General features: G+C 70.8%; 16 protein-coding genes. 3 read left to right on the top strand and 13 right to left on the bottom strand.

The window, feature by feature from the left end:
* Positions 1-14 precede the first annotated feature (14 nt).
* Genes ACU5E9_RS14850 through ACU5E9_RS14840 form a run of 3 tightly spaced genes read right to left on the bottom strand, consistent with a single transcriptional unit; the run spans position 15 to position 2,092 of the window.
* Positions 15-1,199: a UDP-N-acetylmuramate dehydrogenase gene (locus ACU5E9_RS14850; RefSeq protein WP_456810672.1), complete on the bottom strand. Its 1,185-nt coding sequence runs from the start codon at positions 1,197-1,199 to the stop codon at positions 15-17.
* A gap of 6 nt (positions 1,200-1,205) precedes the next feature.
* Positions 1,206-1,649: a MaoC family dehydratase gene (locus ACU5E9_RS14845; protein ID WP_456810671.1), complete on the bottom strand. Its 444-nt coding sequence runs from the start codon at positions 1,647-1,649 to the stop codon at positions 1,206-1,208.
* Entirely contained in the window at positions 1,646-2,092 is a 447-nt protein-coding gene (locus tag ACU5E9_RS14840) for an FAS1-like dehydratase domain-containing protein (RefSeq protein WP_456810670.1), read from the bottom strand. Before ACU5E9_RS14840 ends, ACU5E9_RS14845 begins: the two co-directional genes overlap by 4 nt.
* A 107-nt stretch (positions 2,093-2,199) precedes the next feature.
* Here ACU5E9_RS14840 and ACU5E9_RS14835 point away from each other — a divergent pair, with 107 nt between their 5' ends.
* Positions 2,200-2,685, top strand: a complete 486-nt coding sequence (locus tag ACU5E9_RS14835) for a GNAT family N-acetyltransferase (protein ID WP_456810669.1) — start codon at positions 2,200-2,202, stop codon at positions 2,683-2,685.
* Positions 2,686-2,738: 53 nt separating this feature from the next.
* Here the strand turns inward: ACU5E9_RS14835 and ACU5E9_RS14830 are convergent, their stop codons facing one another.
* The 3 genes from ACU5E9_RS14830 to ACU5E9_RS14820 all read right to left on the bottom strand — a co-directional run bounded on the left by ACU5E9_RS14830 (position 2,739) and on the right by ACU5E9_RS14820 (position 5,406).
* Complete coding sequence (locus tag ACU5E9_RS14830; RefSeq protein WP_456810668.1) at positions 2,739-3,578, bottom strand: MetQ/NlpA family ABC transporter substrate-binding protein; 840 nt, start codon at positions 3,576-3,578, stop codon at positions 2,739-2,741.
* Between the two features lie 74 nt (positions 3,579-3,652).
* Positions 3,653-4,417, bottom strand: a complete 765-nt coding sequence (locus ACU5E9_RS14825) for a methionine ABC transporter permease (protein ID WP_456810667.1) — start codon at positions 4,415-4,417, stop codon at positions 3,653-3,655.
* Positions 4,418-4,419: 2 nt separating this feature from the next.
* On the bottom strand, positions 4,420-5,406 hold the full coding sequence (locus tag ACU5E9_RS14820) for a methionine ABC transporter ATP-binding protein (protein ID WP_456810666.1): 987 nt from the start codon (positions 5,404-5,406) through the stop codon (positions 4,420-4,422).
* 216 nt (positions 5,407-5,622) lie between these two features.
* On the opposite strand from ACU5E9_RS14820, the gene ACU5E9_RS14815 reads away from it, so the two are divergent.
* Together ACU5E9_RS14815 and ACU5E9_RS14810 are read left to right on the top strand one after the other, a co-directional pair.
* Positions 5,623-6,165 (top strand): HEAT repeat domain-containing protein, encoded by a 543-nt coding sequence (locus ACU5E9_RS14815; protein ID WP_456810665.1) that lies wholly within the window; start codon positions 5,623-5,625, stop codon positions 6,163-6,165.
* Positions 6,166-6,234: 69 nt separating this feature from the next.
* The gene (locus ACU5E9_RS14810; protein ID WP_456810664.1) at positions 6,235-6,981 is read left to right on the top strand and encodes an SGNH/GDSL hydrolase family protein; all 747 of its coding nucleotides are present in this window, start codon (positions 6,235-6,237) and stop codon (positions 6,979-6,981) included.
* A gap of 67 nt (positions 6,982-7,048) precedes the next feature.
* Here the strand turns inward: ACU5E9_RS14810 and ACU5E9_RS14805 are convergent, their stop codons facing one another.
* From ACU5E9_RS14805 to ACU5E9_RS14775, 7 genes are all read right to left on the bottom strand, one after another.
* Complete coding sequence (locus ACU5E9_RS14805) at positions 7,049-7,210, bottom strand: hypothetical protein (protein WP_297368812.1); 162 nt, start codon at positions 7,208-7,210, stop codon at positions 7,049-7,051.
* A gap of 91 nt (positions 7,211-7,301) precedes the next feature.
* Positions 7,302-8,006 carry a glycosyltransferase gene (locus ACU5E9_RS14800; RefSeq protein ID WP_456810663.1) on the bottom strand — a complete coding sequence of 235 codons (705 nt, stop codon included), beginning with the start codon at positions 8,004-8,006 and terminating at the stop codon, positions 7,302-7,304.
* Positions 8,003-9,493 (bottom strand): PIG-L family deacetylase, encoded by a 1,491-nt coding sequence (locus tag ACU5E9_RS14795; RefSeq protein ID WP_456810662.1) that lies wholly within the window; start codon positions 9,491-9,493, stop codon positions 8,003-8,005. The genes ACU5E9_RS14800 and ACU5E9_RS14795 overlap by 4 nt, the downstream gene beginning before the upstream one ends.
* Positions 9,487-10,614 (bottom strand): acyl-CoA dehydrogenase, encoded by a 1,128-nt coding sequence (locus ACU5E9_RS14790; RefSeq protein WP_456810661.1) that lies wholly within the window; start codon positions 10,612-10,614, stop codon positions 9,487-9,489. Before ACU5E9_RS14790 ends, ACU5E9_RS14795 begins: the two co-directional genes overlap by 7 nt.
* Positions 10,615-10,995: 381 nt before the next feature.
* Entirely contained in the window at positions 10,996-13,338 is a 2,343-nt protein-coding gene (locus ACU5E9_RS14785; protein WP_456810660.1) for a beta-xylosidase/alpha-l-arabinosidase, read from the bottom strand.
* A 53-nt stretch (positions 13,339-13,391) separates the two neighbouring features.
* Positions 13,392-14,276: a carbohydrate ABC transporter permease gene (locus ACU5E9_RS14780; RefSeq protein ID WP_456810659.1), complete on the bottom strand. Its 885-nt coding sequence runs from the start codon at positions 14,274-14,276 to the stop codon at positions 13,392-13,394.
* Positions 14,273-15,283, bottom strand: coding sequence for a carbohydrate ABC transporter permease (locus tag ACU5E9_RS14775; RefSeq protein ID WP_456810658.1), 1,011 nt, complete (start codon positions 15,281-15,283; stop codon positions 14,273-14,275). Before ACU5E9_RS14775 ends, ACU5E9_RS14780 begins: the two co-directional genes overlap by 4 nt.
* Position 15,284 lies beyond the last annotated feature (1 nt).

Raw genomic sequence — 15,284 nt, 5'->3', positions numbered from 1 at the left:
GATGCCGAGCGCGGTTAGGAGAAGAGCGAGAAGCCCACGAAGACCGGTTCCGGCTGCAAGATGACGCCGAAGTCGGCCTGCACCCGCTGCTGCACGTACCGGGCCAGCTGGCCGATCTCATCCGCTGTCGCGTTGCCGGTGTTGGTGATCGCCAGGGTGTGCTTGCTGGAGATGGCGGCGCCGGATCCGGGCAAGCGGAACCCGCGGCGGATGCCGGCGTTCTCGATCAGCCAGGCGGCGCTGAGCTTCACCGTGCGCAGCACCTCGGCGCCGGGCATGGGGCCGACCCCGGCGTACTCGTCGAGCGGGATGACCCGGTCCGGCAGCTCGACGTCGGCCTGCTTCCAGCGCGGGGCGTCTGCGGGCAGGGTGCGGGCGAAGCTCTCGGTGACGATCGGGTTGGTGAAGAACGAGCCGGCGCTGTAGGTGTCGGGGTCGGCCGGGTCGAGCACCATGCCCTTGCCGGCGCGCAAGCCGAGCACGCTCTGGCGCAGGTCGGCCAGCGGCACCCGGTCGCCCAGTTGCACGCCGAGCGCCTGGGCCAGCTGCGGGTAGCTGACCGGCCGGCTCAGGGCGCTGCCGAGCACGGCAGCCGTGGTGGTCATGTCGCGCAACTCGAGTTCGATGGCAAGCACCACGCCGCGCCGGCCCTGTTTGAGCACCGAGGTGCGGTAACCCAGGCCGAGGTCGGCGTTGCTGAGGCGCTGCACCTCACCGCTGTCGTAGTCGAGGAAGTCGATGGCAACGAGGCTGCTGGCGATCTCCTGGCCGTAGGCGCCGATGTTCTGCACCGGGGCGGCGCCGCTGGTGCCCGGGATGCCGGAGAGGGCCTCGATGCCCGCCCAGCCGTTGGCCACCGTGTGGGCGACGAGGTCGTCCCAGGGTTCACCGGCCTGCACCCGGATGCGCACGGGGCGGCCCGCTGGCGCCGCGTCGGCGGTGTCAGCATCATCGGCATCCGTGCCCGCCCCGAGCACCTCGATGCCGCGGGTGCGCACGTGGATGACGGTGCCGTCGAAGCCGGCGTCGGCGGCGACGGTGTTCGACCCGCCGCCGAGCAGCAGCCAGGGTTCGTCCGAGCTCCAGGCGTCGAGGGCGGCCTGGACCAGGCCGGCCTCGTCGGCGGGCGCGACGAGGTGCGCGGGGGCGCCGCCGACGCGGAGGGTCGTCAGGCTGGACAGCCGCACGGGTTCGGTCATGGCCGCCTAGACCAGGCTGACGCGGGCTTGCGCCTTGCCGAGAACGGTGACGGCGTTGAACGTGGCGGTGAGGTCGATCCGGGCGATGCCGGCGTCCGCGTCGAGCGCGCCCACCTTCGCGACCACGGTGACCACGGCGCCGAGATCGGCATCCACCGGCACCGGCCGGGTGAACCGCACCTGGTAGTCGACCACCCGGGCCGGGTCGCCGACCCAGTCCACGACCGGCTGGATGGCCAGGCCCATGGTGAGCATGCCGTGCGCGAGCACGCCGGGCAGCCCCACCGAGTGCGCGACGTCGTCGCGGTAGTGGATCGGGTTGAAGTCGCCGGAGGCGCCGGCGTAACGCACGAGGGAGTCCCGGGTGAGCGGGAAGCTGCTCTCGGCGACGATGTCACCGACGGTGAGGTCGGCGAGGGCGGGCGTGACGGGTGCGGTGTACGAGGTCATTCGTCTCCCCTGACGACGAGGGTGGAGGTCGCGGTGACCACGTGGGCACCGGATGCGTCGACGACGTTCGACTCGGCGGTGACCATCGAGTGGCCGCCGAGGCTCTTCACGCTCGCGACGGTGAGCGTGGCGGTGAGTTCGTCACCGGCCACGATCGGCCGGCTGTAGCTGAAGCGCTGGTCGCCGTGCACCACCCGGGTGAAATCGATGCCGGCGTCGGGCTCGGCCAGCAGCTGGGCGAGCGTTGCCTCCTGCACCACGACAGCGAAGGTGGGCGGAGCGACGATGTCGCTGTGCCCGGCGGCGCGGGCCGCTTCGGGGTCGAAGTTGATCGGGTTGGTCGCGAAGACGGCACGCGAAAACTCGCGCACCTTCTCCCGGCCAACGAGATACGGCGGCACGGCGGGAAAGACCCGGCCCTGGATTGCTGGATTCACAGACACGTACCGAGTGTACTTGCGCCACGACGGCGAACGCTGGTGCGCGCCCCGACCCCGGCCGGGGGCCACCGGAATTGTGAGCTGAGGGAGTCTCAGGCAGACTGGGCCCGGTGGATTACCGACAAGTCGCCCTGACCGCCCCGGAGGTCGCCCCTCTGCTCACCGGCCTCCGCCAGGAATACGAGGCCAGGTACGGTCCCGGCGCCGGCGAGTCAGTGCTCGACGCCCCGGCGAGCGAGTTCGAGGCGCCCACCGGGGCCTTCGTCGTGCTGCTCGACGAGGGCACGACCGTCGCCGGTGGCGGCATCCGTCGCATCAGCGACAGCGTCGTCGAGGTCAAGCGGATGTGGACGAACCCCGACTATCGCCGGCAGGGCCACGCCGTGCGGATGCTGCGGGAACTGGCGGGACTGGCCGCCCAGCTCGGCTATCACACGGTGCGCCTGGAAACCGGCTACGCCCAGCCGGAGGCGCTCGCGCTGTACCGCGCGCTGGGTTTCGCCGAGATCGACCCCTACGGCCCGTACGAGAAGGCCACGGCCTTCGAGCTCGACATCACCGCCGTCACGACGACGCCCCGCCACTCCCGGCAGTAACGGGAGGGCGGGGCGGTTGCCGGCTCGGTGAGCCGGCCCGTTCAGGATCGGTCTCAGACGGACGGGATGACCAGTCCGCCCCAGGTCTCCTCCATGTACGCCTGCGTCTCGTCGGAGAGCAGCAGTTCCTTGAGCTTGAGGACACGCGGGTCCTTCTCGAGCTCGGGGGTGGTGGCCAGCACATTCGCGTAGGGGCTGTCCTTGCCCTCGATCAGGATCGCCTGGTCGGCGGTGAGGCCGGCCGGCAGCGCGAAGGAGATGGTGACGAACGCGGCGTCCACATCCTGCACGGCCTGCGGCAGGGTGGCGTTCTCGATCTCGCGGAACTCGTAGTCGTTGGGGTTGTCGGTGACGTCGGCGATCGACGTCGGCTCCTCGGTCGTCTCGATCAGGCCCTCGGATGCGAGGATCTTGAGGGCACGGCCCTCGTTGGTCGGGTCGTTCGGGATGGCGATGGTGGCGCCGTCCTTGAGGTCGTCGAGGGACTTCACGGTGTCGCTGTAGAACGCGGCACTGGGCAGGTAGATCTCGCCCACGCTGACCAGGCTGCCGCCGGCCTGCGAGTTGTAGGTCTCGAGGAAGGTGGCGTTCTGGAACAGGTTCGCGTCGATCGAGCCGTCGGACAGGGCCACGTTGGGCGTGTTGTAGTCGGTGAACTCCTGGAACTTGATCTCCAGGCCCGCGTCGGCCGCCAGGTTCTCTTCGACGAACTTGAGGATGTCGCCGGCCGGCGTGGCCAGGGCACCGACGGTGATCGTGCCCAGGTCGTCGCCGGCGGCGGCCGGGGCGGCGGCGGGCTCGTCGGCCGTGCCGGCGCAGGCGGTGAGGGCGAACAGGGCGGAGATGGCAACGGCGGCACCAGCAAGGCGCGTGCTGCGGGGAGTGAACTGCATGGGAGGGACTCTTCTCGGTGGGGGTGGTGTCCGCGCCGTCATGCTGACTTCGGCGCGGTCGGGATGGGTCTGGGTCAGGCGCCGGAGATGACGCTGGCGCGGAGGGCCGGCAGGGCCTTGTCGGCCCGGGTCGGCCGGGACTTGTGCGCGAACCGCTTGGCCAGCAGCGTTGCCAGCCCCTGCAGCACCATCACGATCACGAAGATCACGATGATCACGGCGACCATGTGGATGGTGCTGTAGCGCTGATAGCCGTACCGCACGGCCACATCGCCCAGTCCCCCGCCGGCAACGGTGCCGACCATGGCCGAGAAGTTGATGATCGACGTCACCGTCGTCGACAGGCCCAGGATCATCGGGGACAGTGCCTCGGGCACGAGCACCTTGGACACGATCTGCCAGCGGGTCGCGCCGAGCGACTCGGCCGCCTCGATCAGGCCGGTGTCTACCTCCTTGATCGCGATCTCCACCATGCGGGCGAAGAACGGGATGGCCACGACGGCCAGCGGCACGATCGCGGCGGTGGGGCCGATGAAGGTGCCCACCACGAGCCGGGTGAACGGGATCAGGGCCACCATCAGGATGATGAACGGCACGCTGCGGCCGAGGTTCACGATGAACTCGAGGACCCGGTTGATCACCCGGCCGAGCCGGCGGGACCCGAACGGGCTCTCGAACAGGCCGCCGGGTTCGGTGCCGACGAGCACGATGCCCAGCGGCAGGCCCACGATGATCGTGATGAGCAGCGAGACGCCGACCATATAGAGGGTCTGGCCGGTGCCGACGAGCAGCACCTGGAACAGGCCCGACCAGAAGTCGGGTGCGGATGGATCGATCACGGTTACTCCCCCACGATTTCGACGAGCATGCCCTGGCTGCGCAGGTCCTCGATGGGCCGGGCGTTCCCGGCCGGGCTGCCCGGCAGGGCCAGCCGGGTGCGGCCGGCCTGGTTGCCACCGATGGTTTCGATGGCGGCGCCGAGGATCGACACGTCCAGGCCGTAGGTGCGGGCCAGCTGCGCGATCACTGGGGTGTCGGCCGACCCGCCGCTGAAGGTGATGTCGATGACGGTGTCGCCCGGCCGGGCCGGGGCGTCGCCGAGCGGGAAGAGCTCGTGCGCGAGGCGAGACCCTGCGGTGGAGATCAGCGAGACGATCCGGCCCGATTCGATGATGCGGCCGTTCTCGATCAGCGCGGCCGAGTCGCAGATGCGCTTGACGACATCCATCTCGTGCGTGATGAGCAGCACGGTCAGGCCCAGGTCGGTGTTGAGCTTCTTGACCAGGTCGAGGATCGACCGGGTGGTCTCGGGGTCGAGCGCGCTCGTGGCCTCGTCGGAGAGCAGCACCTTGGGGTTGCCGGCCAGTGCCCTGGCAATGCCGACCCGCTGCTTCTGCCCGCCGGAGAGTTCGGCGGGGTAGGCGCCGGCCTTGTCGTTCAGGCCGACGAGGTCGAGGATCTCCAGCGCCCGGCTGCGGCGCTGGGCGCCGTCGACGCCGATGATTTCCAGGCCGAGTTCCACATTGCCGCGCACGGTGCGCCCGGCGAGCAGGTTGAAGTGCTGGAACACCATGCCGATCTTGCGGCGGGCGGTTCGCAGCGCGGCGGGCGAAAGCGCGGTGAGCTCGTCACCGTCCACCGTCACGGTGCCGGAGTCGGGTCGTTCGAGCAGGTTCACGGCCCGGATCAGGGTGCTCTTGCCCGCGCCGCTCTGGCCGATCACGCCGAAGATCTCTCCCTCGGCGACGTCGAGGGAGACGTCCTGCAGGGCAGCGGTGACAGTGCCACCGGAGCGGAAGGTCTTGGAAACATGGTCTACGGATATCACGGTGGTCCTGAGGGTTCACGGCGGCCTACTACCGCAGTCCTTCCGAGTGTGTCAATCCGCGCGCCCGCGACCAAATTAATGTGACAAATTGTGTCGACAGCCGAGGATGCGGCCTGGACGGCGGCCCGGACCCGCGGATTCCTTGCGCCGACTGGGCACACGCATTCGTCGGCGACCCGGTGTGAGGGATAACGTGGACTCGTTATGCATAACAAATTGACCCCCCACCCTGAACTCCCGATCGACCTGCCCACGGCCGAACGCCTCGCCAAGGCCGTCGAGCACTACGGCGAGTCGGTCGTCGTCGATCACTCCGTCGCCCTGATGCGCGGCAAGAACGCCGGCAAGGACTTCCTGCTCTACGTCGGCGGCCGGCACGCGCTCGGCATCCTCGAAGGCGCCCCCGCCCTCTACTGGCCCGAGCTGTGGGGCGCCCGCGCCCTGCTGCACGTCTGGAACGACTCCGCGGCCCCGTACGTGGTCGTCGGCCTGAACAACGAGGCCTGGCGCATCCGCGAGATGTGCGCGAAGGTCGTCATGCTGCGGAAGCTCGATGTTGCGCCCAAGCTCGTGAAGGCCACCACCGACGAGGTGCCCCGCGTGCGGGTCGCCGCCCTCAACGCCCTCGCCCTGCAGGGCCGCGAACAGGACATCCCCACCATCTCGGTGCGCCTGCGCGATCCCGACAAGGACGTCCGCCGCGCCGCCCAGCAGGCCCGCGACGCCATCGTCACCCGGCTCAACCTCCCCAAGGAGTAACCCACGAACGCCATCCCCGCTCCGCAGCAGACCGACCCGCAGGCGAGCCGACAGCCGTATCGCCGGTATGTGGCGATCGGTGACAGCTTCACCGAGGGCGTCGGCGACGACCTGCCCGACGGCCAGGTGCGCGGATGGGCCGACCTCGTCGCGCTCGGCCTGGCCGCGGCCGCGGCCGAGCCGGTGTCGTACGCGAACCTCGCCATCCGGGGCAAATTGCTCGGCCCGATCGTGAACGACCAACTGGAACCGGCGCTCGCGCTCAGGCCCGACCTGCTCACGGTCTGCGGCGGCGGCAACGACATGATGCGGCCCCGGGTCGAGATCTCCTACGTCGTCGACCTGCTCGACCGGGTGGTCGACCGGGCAGTGGCCGACGGCATCCACGTGGTGGTGCTCAGCGGCGGCAACCCCTCCCGCCACCTGCCGCTCGGCTCGCTCATGCAGAAGCGCGGCGACAAGCTCGCCGAGGCGGCCCGGGAGACCTTCAGCAAGCCCGGCGTGACGCTGGTCGACAATTGGGTCGACGCGGACCTCTCGCAGAGCCGGTTCTGGTCGGCCGACAAACTGCACCTCAACGCCTGCGGGCACACCCGGGTGGCCACGAACGTGCTGACCGCGCTCAATGTGCCGATCCCGGCCGGCTGGGCCGAGGGTGAAGCCGGCGAGGCCCCGCCGCGCGAACGCATCCAGGACACCGCCGCGTACTACGCCGCCTACGTGCTGCCCTGGATCGGCCGCCGGCTCACCGGCCGCTCCTCCGGCGACGGCCGGCCGCCCAAGCGCCCCGAGCTCACCGTCGTCGAGGCGCCGTAGGCCGAGTCCGGCAACGAGAACGGGCCGCGTGGTTACCCACGCGGCCCGTTGCTGTGTCGGGGAGGAATCAGACCTTGCGGCCAGAGATCGTCCGGAGCAGGAAGACGATGACGGCGATCACTGCCAGGACGATACCGACCCAGAGCAGGAATTGGAGCGACTCGACGAGCCCGCCGGTGATCAGCAGGATGACGGCCACGACGGCGATGATAATAACGAGCAGATTCATCTTTGGACCTTTCTCGGAACTGAGGGTTTTCCTCGTGTTCGAGATCGTAGACCTCTGGCGCCCCTGATCGCACGCTATTTCTGAGTTATCGTCAGCGTGTCGCCGCGACCTGGCCGGCGAGGTATCCGCCGAATCCGCCGGGCACCCGGCTGTCCAGCCGGCCGGAGGTGAGCACCGGGATGAGCGCGGTGCGGCACTCCCGGGCGCCCAGCTCGCGCAACGCCGCCACCAGCAGCACATCCTCGTCCGAGTCGACCTCGCTGAAGCCGTTCGCCTGCTGGTACCGGTCGGCGCGTACACCCAGGTTGGCGCCGTGCACGTGCGGATGCCCGTCGACCAGCGTGTGCGACCCGTGCCAGCGGGCCCGCTCCACCGCCGACAGCTCCGCGTCGGGCAGCACAGTGCCGAGCACCAGCTCGGTGCCGGCCTCGGCCAGGGCCAGTTGCACGGCCAGCCAACGCCGGGGAACCGCGGAGTCGGCATCCGTCGTCGCCACCCAGGTGTGCGCATCCGCGGCACCCTGCAGCAGGTGGGCCACCCCCTCGCGGCGGGCGGAGCCGACCGAACCGGCGGAGCACTGCAGGGCCTGGAACTGCGGCCACCGGGCCACCACGTCGGCCGAACCGTCGGTGCAGCGGTCGAGCACCACGACGACGGTGATGACCGGGGCGTCGGCGCCGAACTCGGTCTGAACCGCGTCGACGGCGTCGGCGAGCGCGGCCAGGCACCGGGGCAGTCGGCTCTCCTCGTTGCGCGCCGGCACGATAACGACGAGCCGGTCGATCCGGGTGTTCACGACACCAGCCCTTCCCGCTGGGCAACGGACGGTGCGGGCGCCGGTTCGTAGACCTCCAGGATGAAGTCGCGTTCGACGTGCTGCACGGTGCGTTCGAGTCCGGGCAGGGCGGCGAGCGCCGCGTGCACGTCGTCTCCACCGAGCGGGTACTCACCCACCGGATGCCGCCAGTGGCAGGCGACCAGGGCGCCGCCCGGGCGGAGGCTCCGGCGGCAGTGCTCGAGCAGCACGGCCAGGTCGGCCGGCGAGCAGTAGTAGCCGATCTCCGACAGCACCACCAGGTCGAACGTACCGGCCGGCCACTCGGCGGGCAGGGCGCGCTGCTCCACGGTGACGCCGGGCAGGCCGGCGAGCCGGGCGCGGGCCACGGCCAGGGCCTGCGCGTTGATGTCGGTGGCGAGGAGGGTGTCGCAGCGGTCGGCGAGGTCGCGGCTGAGCACGCCGATCGAGCAGCCCAGCTCCAAGGCGGCGCCGTACCGGGCCAGCGGCAGCGCGGCCAGGGTGACGGCGCGTTTGCGGGCCTCGTACCACCGGGTTTCGAACCCCCACGGGTCGGTCGCCCCGGCGTAGAAGTCGTCGAAGAAGCCCGCGGTGAGGCTCTCCGCCGGGGTCCCGGTCGGCTCCGGCAGGCCGGCGTCGGCGGCTGCGCCGAGGAACAGCTCGTAGTCCCGCTCGAAGTGGGCGGCGAAGCCCGGTTGCACGATCGCCTCGTCGCCGGGCTGGTCGGAGAGCGCCTCGACCTGGCTGCCGTGCGCGGCCAACGCGGTGCGCTTACGGGTGCGCGCGGTCTCGTCCAGCTCCAGCCGCCACGCGGCGACCGGGCCGGACCCGCCGGGCCAGATCGCATCCTGCGGGGTCGACCAGTGCCAGGCCCAGATCGGGTACTCCAGCAGCCGGGCGCCCGTGCGTTCGGCCACCCGGGCGGCGGCCGTTCCGGCAGCGGTGTGATCGGGATGCCCGTCCTGCCGCCACGGGGCCACCAACCAGGTGGATGCGCCGGCGTAGGTCGCCGCATCCGTCGCGTCGGTCTCGCCCTGCGCTGCGCTGCGCCCCACGGCGGGCGTCTCGCCGGGCGTCTCGTCCCGCACGGCCTCGTCCCAGATCGCTTCTTCCAGGCTGTGGTGGTGCTGGGCCAGGTCGCCGTCGGGCAGGTCGAGCAGCCGCACCCGGGCCTCGGCGGCGAGCGCCCGCACCGCGGCGACCACCTCCACCCGGCGCACCGCGGCGAGGTCGGCCGGGGTGTGGGTGGGTGAATGCGGATGCGAGGCCTCGCCATGGGTGGCGACGATCACGGTGACGGGGATTCCCTGCCCCGCGGCGGCGCTGATCAGGCCGCCGGCGCCGAGGGACTCGTCGTCGGGGTGGGCGGCCACCACGATCAGGCGGGCGCAGCCGGTCAGGGCCAGGGTGCGGGCCCCGGCCGGCCACGCGTCCTGCTGCCAGAGCCGCTCGCTCGTGCCGGACTCGTCGTGGCTGAAGCTCACCACGACGCGACCCCCGCGCCGAGCAGGCGTGCACCGAGCGCGGCATCGTCGCGCTCGGCGTGGTGCTGGCGCACGTAGAGGGTGAGGTCGGCCGCGCGGCGGGCGTGCCGGGCGTCGAGGGCGAGCGGGGCCGGGCCGAGCGCGTGCCCGACCCGGCCGAGGACCTCATCCACAGAGCGGGCCACGAGCCCGCGCACCCGGGCGGCCAGCAGAGTTCCGGCCTCCCCGACGGCGTCGCCGTTGTCGATCGCGGCGGCCGCATCCGCCAGGGCCGCACCGGCCCCGATCAGGGCAAGGTCAATGGCGCCGAGATGCGCCAGCATGATCTGGTCCGGTTCGCGCTCGAGGGCGGCCGCCCGCAGGCGCCGGGCGATGCCGACCGCGCCGCCCCACCAGCATGCCGCCACCTGGACGCCGCCCCAGCTGAACCCGGGCCGGGTGAGGTACCAATCGTCGGCGCCGACGGGCACGGCCGGCACGGCAACGAAGGAGACCGGGCCGCTGGGCACCTGGGTCAGGCCGGTGGCGACCCACGCTCCGTCCTGCACGGTGACGCCGGGTGCCGTCAGATCCACCTCGAACAGCCGCCGCCGGGCGGGCTCGGCGCCTTCCGGAGTGGTGTGCGCCGTCACCAGGGCGCGACCGAGCGAGCCGGCCAGCGAGCACCAGGGCTTTCCGCCGTCCAGGCGCCAGCCGCCGTCTACCCGGGTGGCGCTCACGCGTTGCCCGGGCGCCTCGGCCGCGAAGACACCCCAGGCGGACTGCACGCGGGACGCCGCGATGTGCGCGTCGCCGGCATCCACAGCCGCCGGTGTTGCGTCGACCGGTGCTGCGTCGGCCTGCGCCAGGATCGCGAGGGCATCCGTGTGTGCCTCGAGCACCCGCGCCGCGGTGAGGTCGGCGGCGGCAACGGTCGCCAGGGCATCGAAGAGTTCGAGGGTGCGCCCGGTGCCCGGCTGCGGCAACGCGGCCGCGGTGCGGATGGCGAAGCCGATCGCCCGGTCGGCGTTGCCGTCCACCTGCCAGGCCGCGTCGGCCAACTCGTCCAGGGCCGGCGCGCCGGCTCGCCCGGCCCGGCGCACGCCCCCGAGCAGAACCGCCGTCGAGCTCGTCTCCGTTGCCATGCCACTCCCCCACGATTCACCGGGCGGCCCGGTCAACGATTCGCGCCGGATCCGCCCGTCAGGACTGTCGGGCGGAGCCGCTGTTCTGCCGATTGAACGCCCTGCAGCACATCCTGCCAAAACAAATCGCAAATCGAAAAACGACCGCCGGGAGACCCCTGTCCGCGGGACGGCATTGGTACTATGATGCCCCTCAGACGGGGGTGTTCCCCGAAGTGTGGCCCTGAGGCACCGTTGACAGGGCCCGACCGAGGCCACACCCGAAGCACTCCCGCATGGGGCGGGCCGTCATCGGGGTGGCCCGCTCCTTCCTTCGCCCATTGGCGGCAGCGCCGGCGGTTCAGCGTCGATTCGCCGGCGCGCGGGAACCGCGCTGCTCGGTCAGAGGCGCGCCGCCTCGGCCTCCCCCACGAGGACCGGTTCCGCCGAGCGCTCGACCTCGCTCCGCACGTACCGTTCGTCGGCCAGGGTCACCCGGTACACGGGGCCGGTGAGCACCGTCTCCGTCACGGTCTCCTTGACCGCACACGACGGGCCCACCCACAGTTCCACCCGGCCGGGCTCGACGATCCGCTCGTGGCTGAGGCCGGTGAACGCCAGCCGGGCCGTCGGAACGTCGAAGCTGACCACGGCCTCCTCGCCGGGCTCGAGGGCAACCCGGCGGTAGCCGAGCAGTTGCGCGACCGGCCGGGTCACGCTCGCGTGGATGTCCCTGGCGTAGAGCTGCACCAGGTCGGTCCCGGCCCGGTCGCCGGTGTTGCGGATGCGCACGCGCGCCGAGAATGCGCCGCCGGCGGCCACCTCGGGGTCGGCCTGCAATGCCGTGCGTTCGAAGCTCGTGTAGGTGAGCCCGTGCCCGAAGGGCAGCACCGGGGTGCTGTCGACACTGGTCACGTCCGACGGGCCGCCCAGGATCGGGTGCAGGTAGGTGTACGGCTGGGCCCCGGCCGACCGGGGCAGGGACACGGGCAGGTGCCCGCTGGGTGCCACCGCGCCGGAGAGCACCGCGGCGATCGCCACCGCGCCCTCCTCGCCCGGGAAGAACGCCTGCAGTGCCGCTGCCGGCGCGGATGGTCCGTCGATGGCCCAGGACACGGCGTAAGGCCGGCCGGTCATCAGCACCATGACCACCGGGGTGCCGGAGGCGACCAGCGCCTCCACCAGGTCGCGTTGCACGCCGGGAAGCTCGAGGCTCTCCACGTCGTTGCCCTCGCCCACGGTACCGCGGCCGAACAGGCCGGCCCGGTCCCCCACCACCACGATGGCCACGTCGGCGGCACGGGCCGCCTCGACCGCGGCGGGGATCGCGGACCGGTCGGTACCCTCCACCTCGCAGCCCGGGGTGAACACGAGGTCCGCCGCGGGGAACTCCGTGCGGAGCGCCTCGAGCACCGTGGGCATCTCCAGCTCAGCCGGCACCCCGGGGTGGTGGGCCAGCACGTGGTTCACGAACGAATAGCAGCCCATCAGGGCCTCGGTCGAGTCGGCGTTAGGCCCCACGACCGCGATGGTGCGGGGGCCCGGCGCGACGCCTTTCCGCAGCGGAAGCACGCCGGAGTTGGTCAGCAGCACCAGCGACTCCTCGGCGAGCACACATGCGACCCGGCGGTGCTCGGGCGAGTCCAGGTCGACCTCGGTCGGCGGCACGGTGAAGGTCTCGTCGAGCAGGCCGAGCTCCTCCTTCTGCGTCAGCACCCGCAGCACGGCGCGGTCCACCAGAGCCTCATCGGTCACCCCGGACCGCACCCGCTCGAGCAGCGGCGCCAGGAAGGCGTCCCCGGTCGGCAGCTCCACGTCGATGCCGGCGGCCAGGGCCAGTTCGGCTGCCTCCCCCCGGTCCGCCGCGACGGCGTGCATGAGTTCCAAGAAGGCGACCGAGAAGTAGTCGGAGACGACGACCCCGTCAAAACCCCACCGGTCGCGGAGAATCCCGGTCAGGTACTCCGGCGTCGCGGCGACCGGCGCCCCATCGATCTCGGCGTAGGAGTTCATCACTGACCGCACCCCGCCGTCGAGCACCGCCATCTCGAACGGCGGCAGGTAGACGTCGTTGACCTCGCGTGGCCCGGCGTGCACCGGGGCGTGGTTGCGTCCGGCCTGCGTCGCGGAGTACCCCACGAAGTGCTTCAACGTGGCGTGCACCCCCTCGGACTGCAGTCCGCGCACATAGGCGGTGCCGATCGTGCCGACGACGTAGGGGTCTTCGGCGATGCACTCGTCCACCCGCCCCCAGCGCGGGTCCCGGATCACGTCCAGCACCGGGGCGAGGCCCTGGTGAATGCCCAGTTCCCGCATCGACCGGCCGATCAGGGCGCCCATCTCCTGCACCAGGTCAGGGTCGAAGGCCGCGCCCCAGGCCAGCGGAGTGGGGAAGGTGGCCGCCTTCCACGCGGCGAGCCCGGTTAGGCACTCCTCGTGAACGATGGCGGGGATGCCCAGCCGGGTCTGCTCCGTCAGCCGGCGCTGCTCGGCCCACAGCCACTCCGCCCGCTCCACCGGGTCCACGGGCCGGGTGCCGTACACCCGGGTGAGATGGCCGAGGCCGTGCGTCGTTGCTTCGTCGTAGCGGGTCGAGGAGGCCATTTCGCCGGCCAGCGGCGCGACGACTTCACCGCCCTGGTCGACCCAGTAGCCCACGAGTTGGGCGACCTTCTCCTCGAGGGTCATCTGGGCGTGCAGGGCACGCACGCGGTCGGACACCGGCGGTAATTCTGGGTAGGTCACAACGTTCTCTTTCTACTTCGTAGACTTCTCGGGCTGCACCGCGGGGCGCCGCGTCAGCCCTTGACCGCGCCGGTGAGCCCGCCGACGATGCGGCGTTCGAACAGGGCGAAGAACACCAGGGCGGGAATCATGGACAGCGAGGTGAAGGCGAGCACCTTCGCCGTGTCCACGGAGTACTGCGAGGCGAAGGACTGCACTCCCAGCGGCAGCGTGAACACCGCCTCGTTGTTCAGGATGAACAGCGGCAGCAAGTAGCTGTTCCAGCTGGCGATGAACGCCAGGATGCCCACCGTGATAACGCCGGGCATGGCCAGCGGCACGATCATCCGCCAGAAGAAGCCCAGCCGGCTGCAGCCGTCGATGAACGCCGCCTCCTGGATCTCATCCGGGATGGCCCGCAGGAACGGGACCAGGATGATGATGGTGGTCGGCAGCGCGAACGCGATCTGCGGCAGGATGACACCGCCGAGCGAGTTCATCAGGCCGAGGTTCTTGACCACCAGGTACAGCGGGGTGATCGCCACGGTCATCGGGAACATCAGGCCGGCAGCGAACATGGCGTACAGGATGCCGCGGCCGCGGAACGAATACCGGGCCAGGACGTAGCTGGCCATCAGGCCGAGCAGCACGACGCCGAATGTGGTGGCGAGGCCGGCGATCAGGGAGTTGCCCACCAGTCGCCAGAACATGCCACCCGTGAGTACGTCGAGGTAGTTGCCGAAGTCCCACACCGACGGCAACCCGGACGGGTCGGTGGTGATCTGGGCGTTGGTGCGGAACCCGCCGATGATGATGAACAGCACCGGGGCGAGCATCAGGCCGATCACGATCACGGCGACGACGTAGGCGACCGGGGTGCCCCAGCGCCGGGTGGTCTTGATCGGTGCCGGCGGATCGGCCGGCGGCAGCGCCACAGCGGGTGTCGTGAGGACCGTCATCGGCTCTTTCCCTTCCTAGTGATGGCGCCCTCGGTGTCCCGGCGCAGCACGTAGCGCTGGTAGATCAGCGCGACCACGAGGGAGATCAGGAAGAGCACCACGGCGACGGCGTTTCCGTAGCCGTAGTTGCCGGCGTTGCGGCCGTTGGCGACGAGGTAGGTCGCCATGGTCGAGGTGCCGGCGGTCGAGGCGATGTACTGGCCCCAGATGATGTAGACGAGGTCGAAGAGCTGCAGGGCGCCGATGATCGACAGGAACGCCCAGATCCGCAGCGTGGGTGCCAGCAGCGGCAACGTGATGTGCCGTTGGATCTGCCAGAACGACGCCCCGTCGATGGCGGCGGCCTCCGGCAGTTCCTCCGGGATGCCTTGCAGCCCGGCGAGGAAGAGGATCACGGCGAAGCCGACGTACTTCCAGGTGATGATCACCATCAACGTCCAGATCGCGATGTCCGGGTTGGACAGCCAGTCCTGGGTGAACGCGCCAAGGCCGACCTTCTCGAGCAGGCCGTTCACGGCACCGTTGGTCTGCAGCATCAGGCTCCAGCCCGTGCCCACGACGACCTCGGAGATGACGTAGGGGACGAAGATCAGCACGCGGATGAGTGACTGCCCGCGCAGTTTCCGGTTCAGCAGCAAGGCGAGGAGGATCGCGACCGGCCCCTGCAGCACCAGCGACAGCACCACGATGATGCCGTTGTGGGTGAGCGCTTCCTGGAAAGTGGGGTCCTGGAGGATGGTGACGTAGTTGCGGAACCCGACGAAGTCGGTCGGCGGGCCGTAGCCCTGCCAGCTGAAGAAGCCGTAGTAGGCCGCCATGACGACGGGGAAGATGACGAAGCCGAGGAAGACGATCAGCGCCGGGCCGACGAGGACCGCGATCTCGACCCGGGCTGCGACCGACGTGCGGCGGCGCCGCACGGGCGGGAGCGCGGGCGTGACACCCGTGCTCCCGCCGTTCGCGAGATCCACCTCTGATCGCGTCGGGGCACTCTCGCGAACTGTCATG

The sequence above is a fragment of the Cryobacterium sp. AP23 genome, assembly GCF_054075385.1.
The sequence above is the reverse complement of the archived record's forward strand: the minus strand, read 5'-3'. Positions and strand labels throughout refer to the sequence as shown.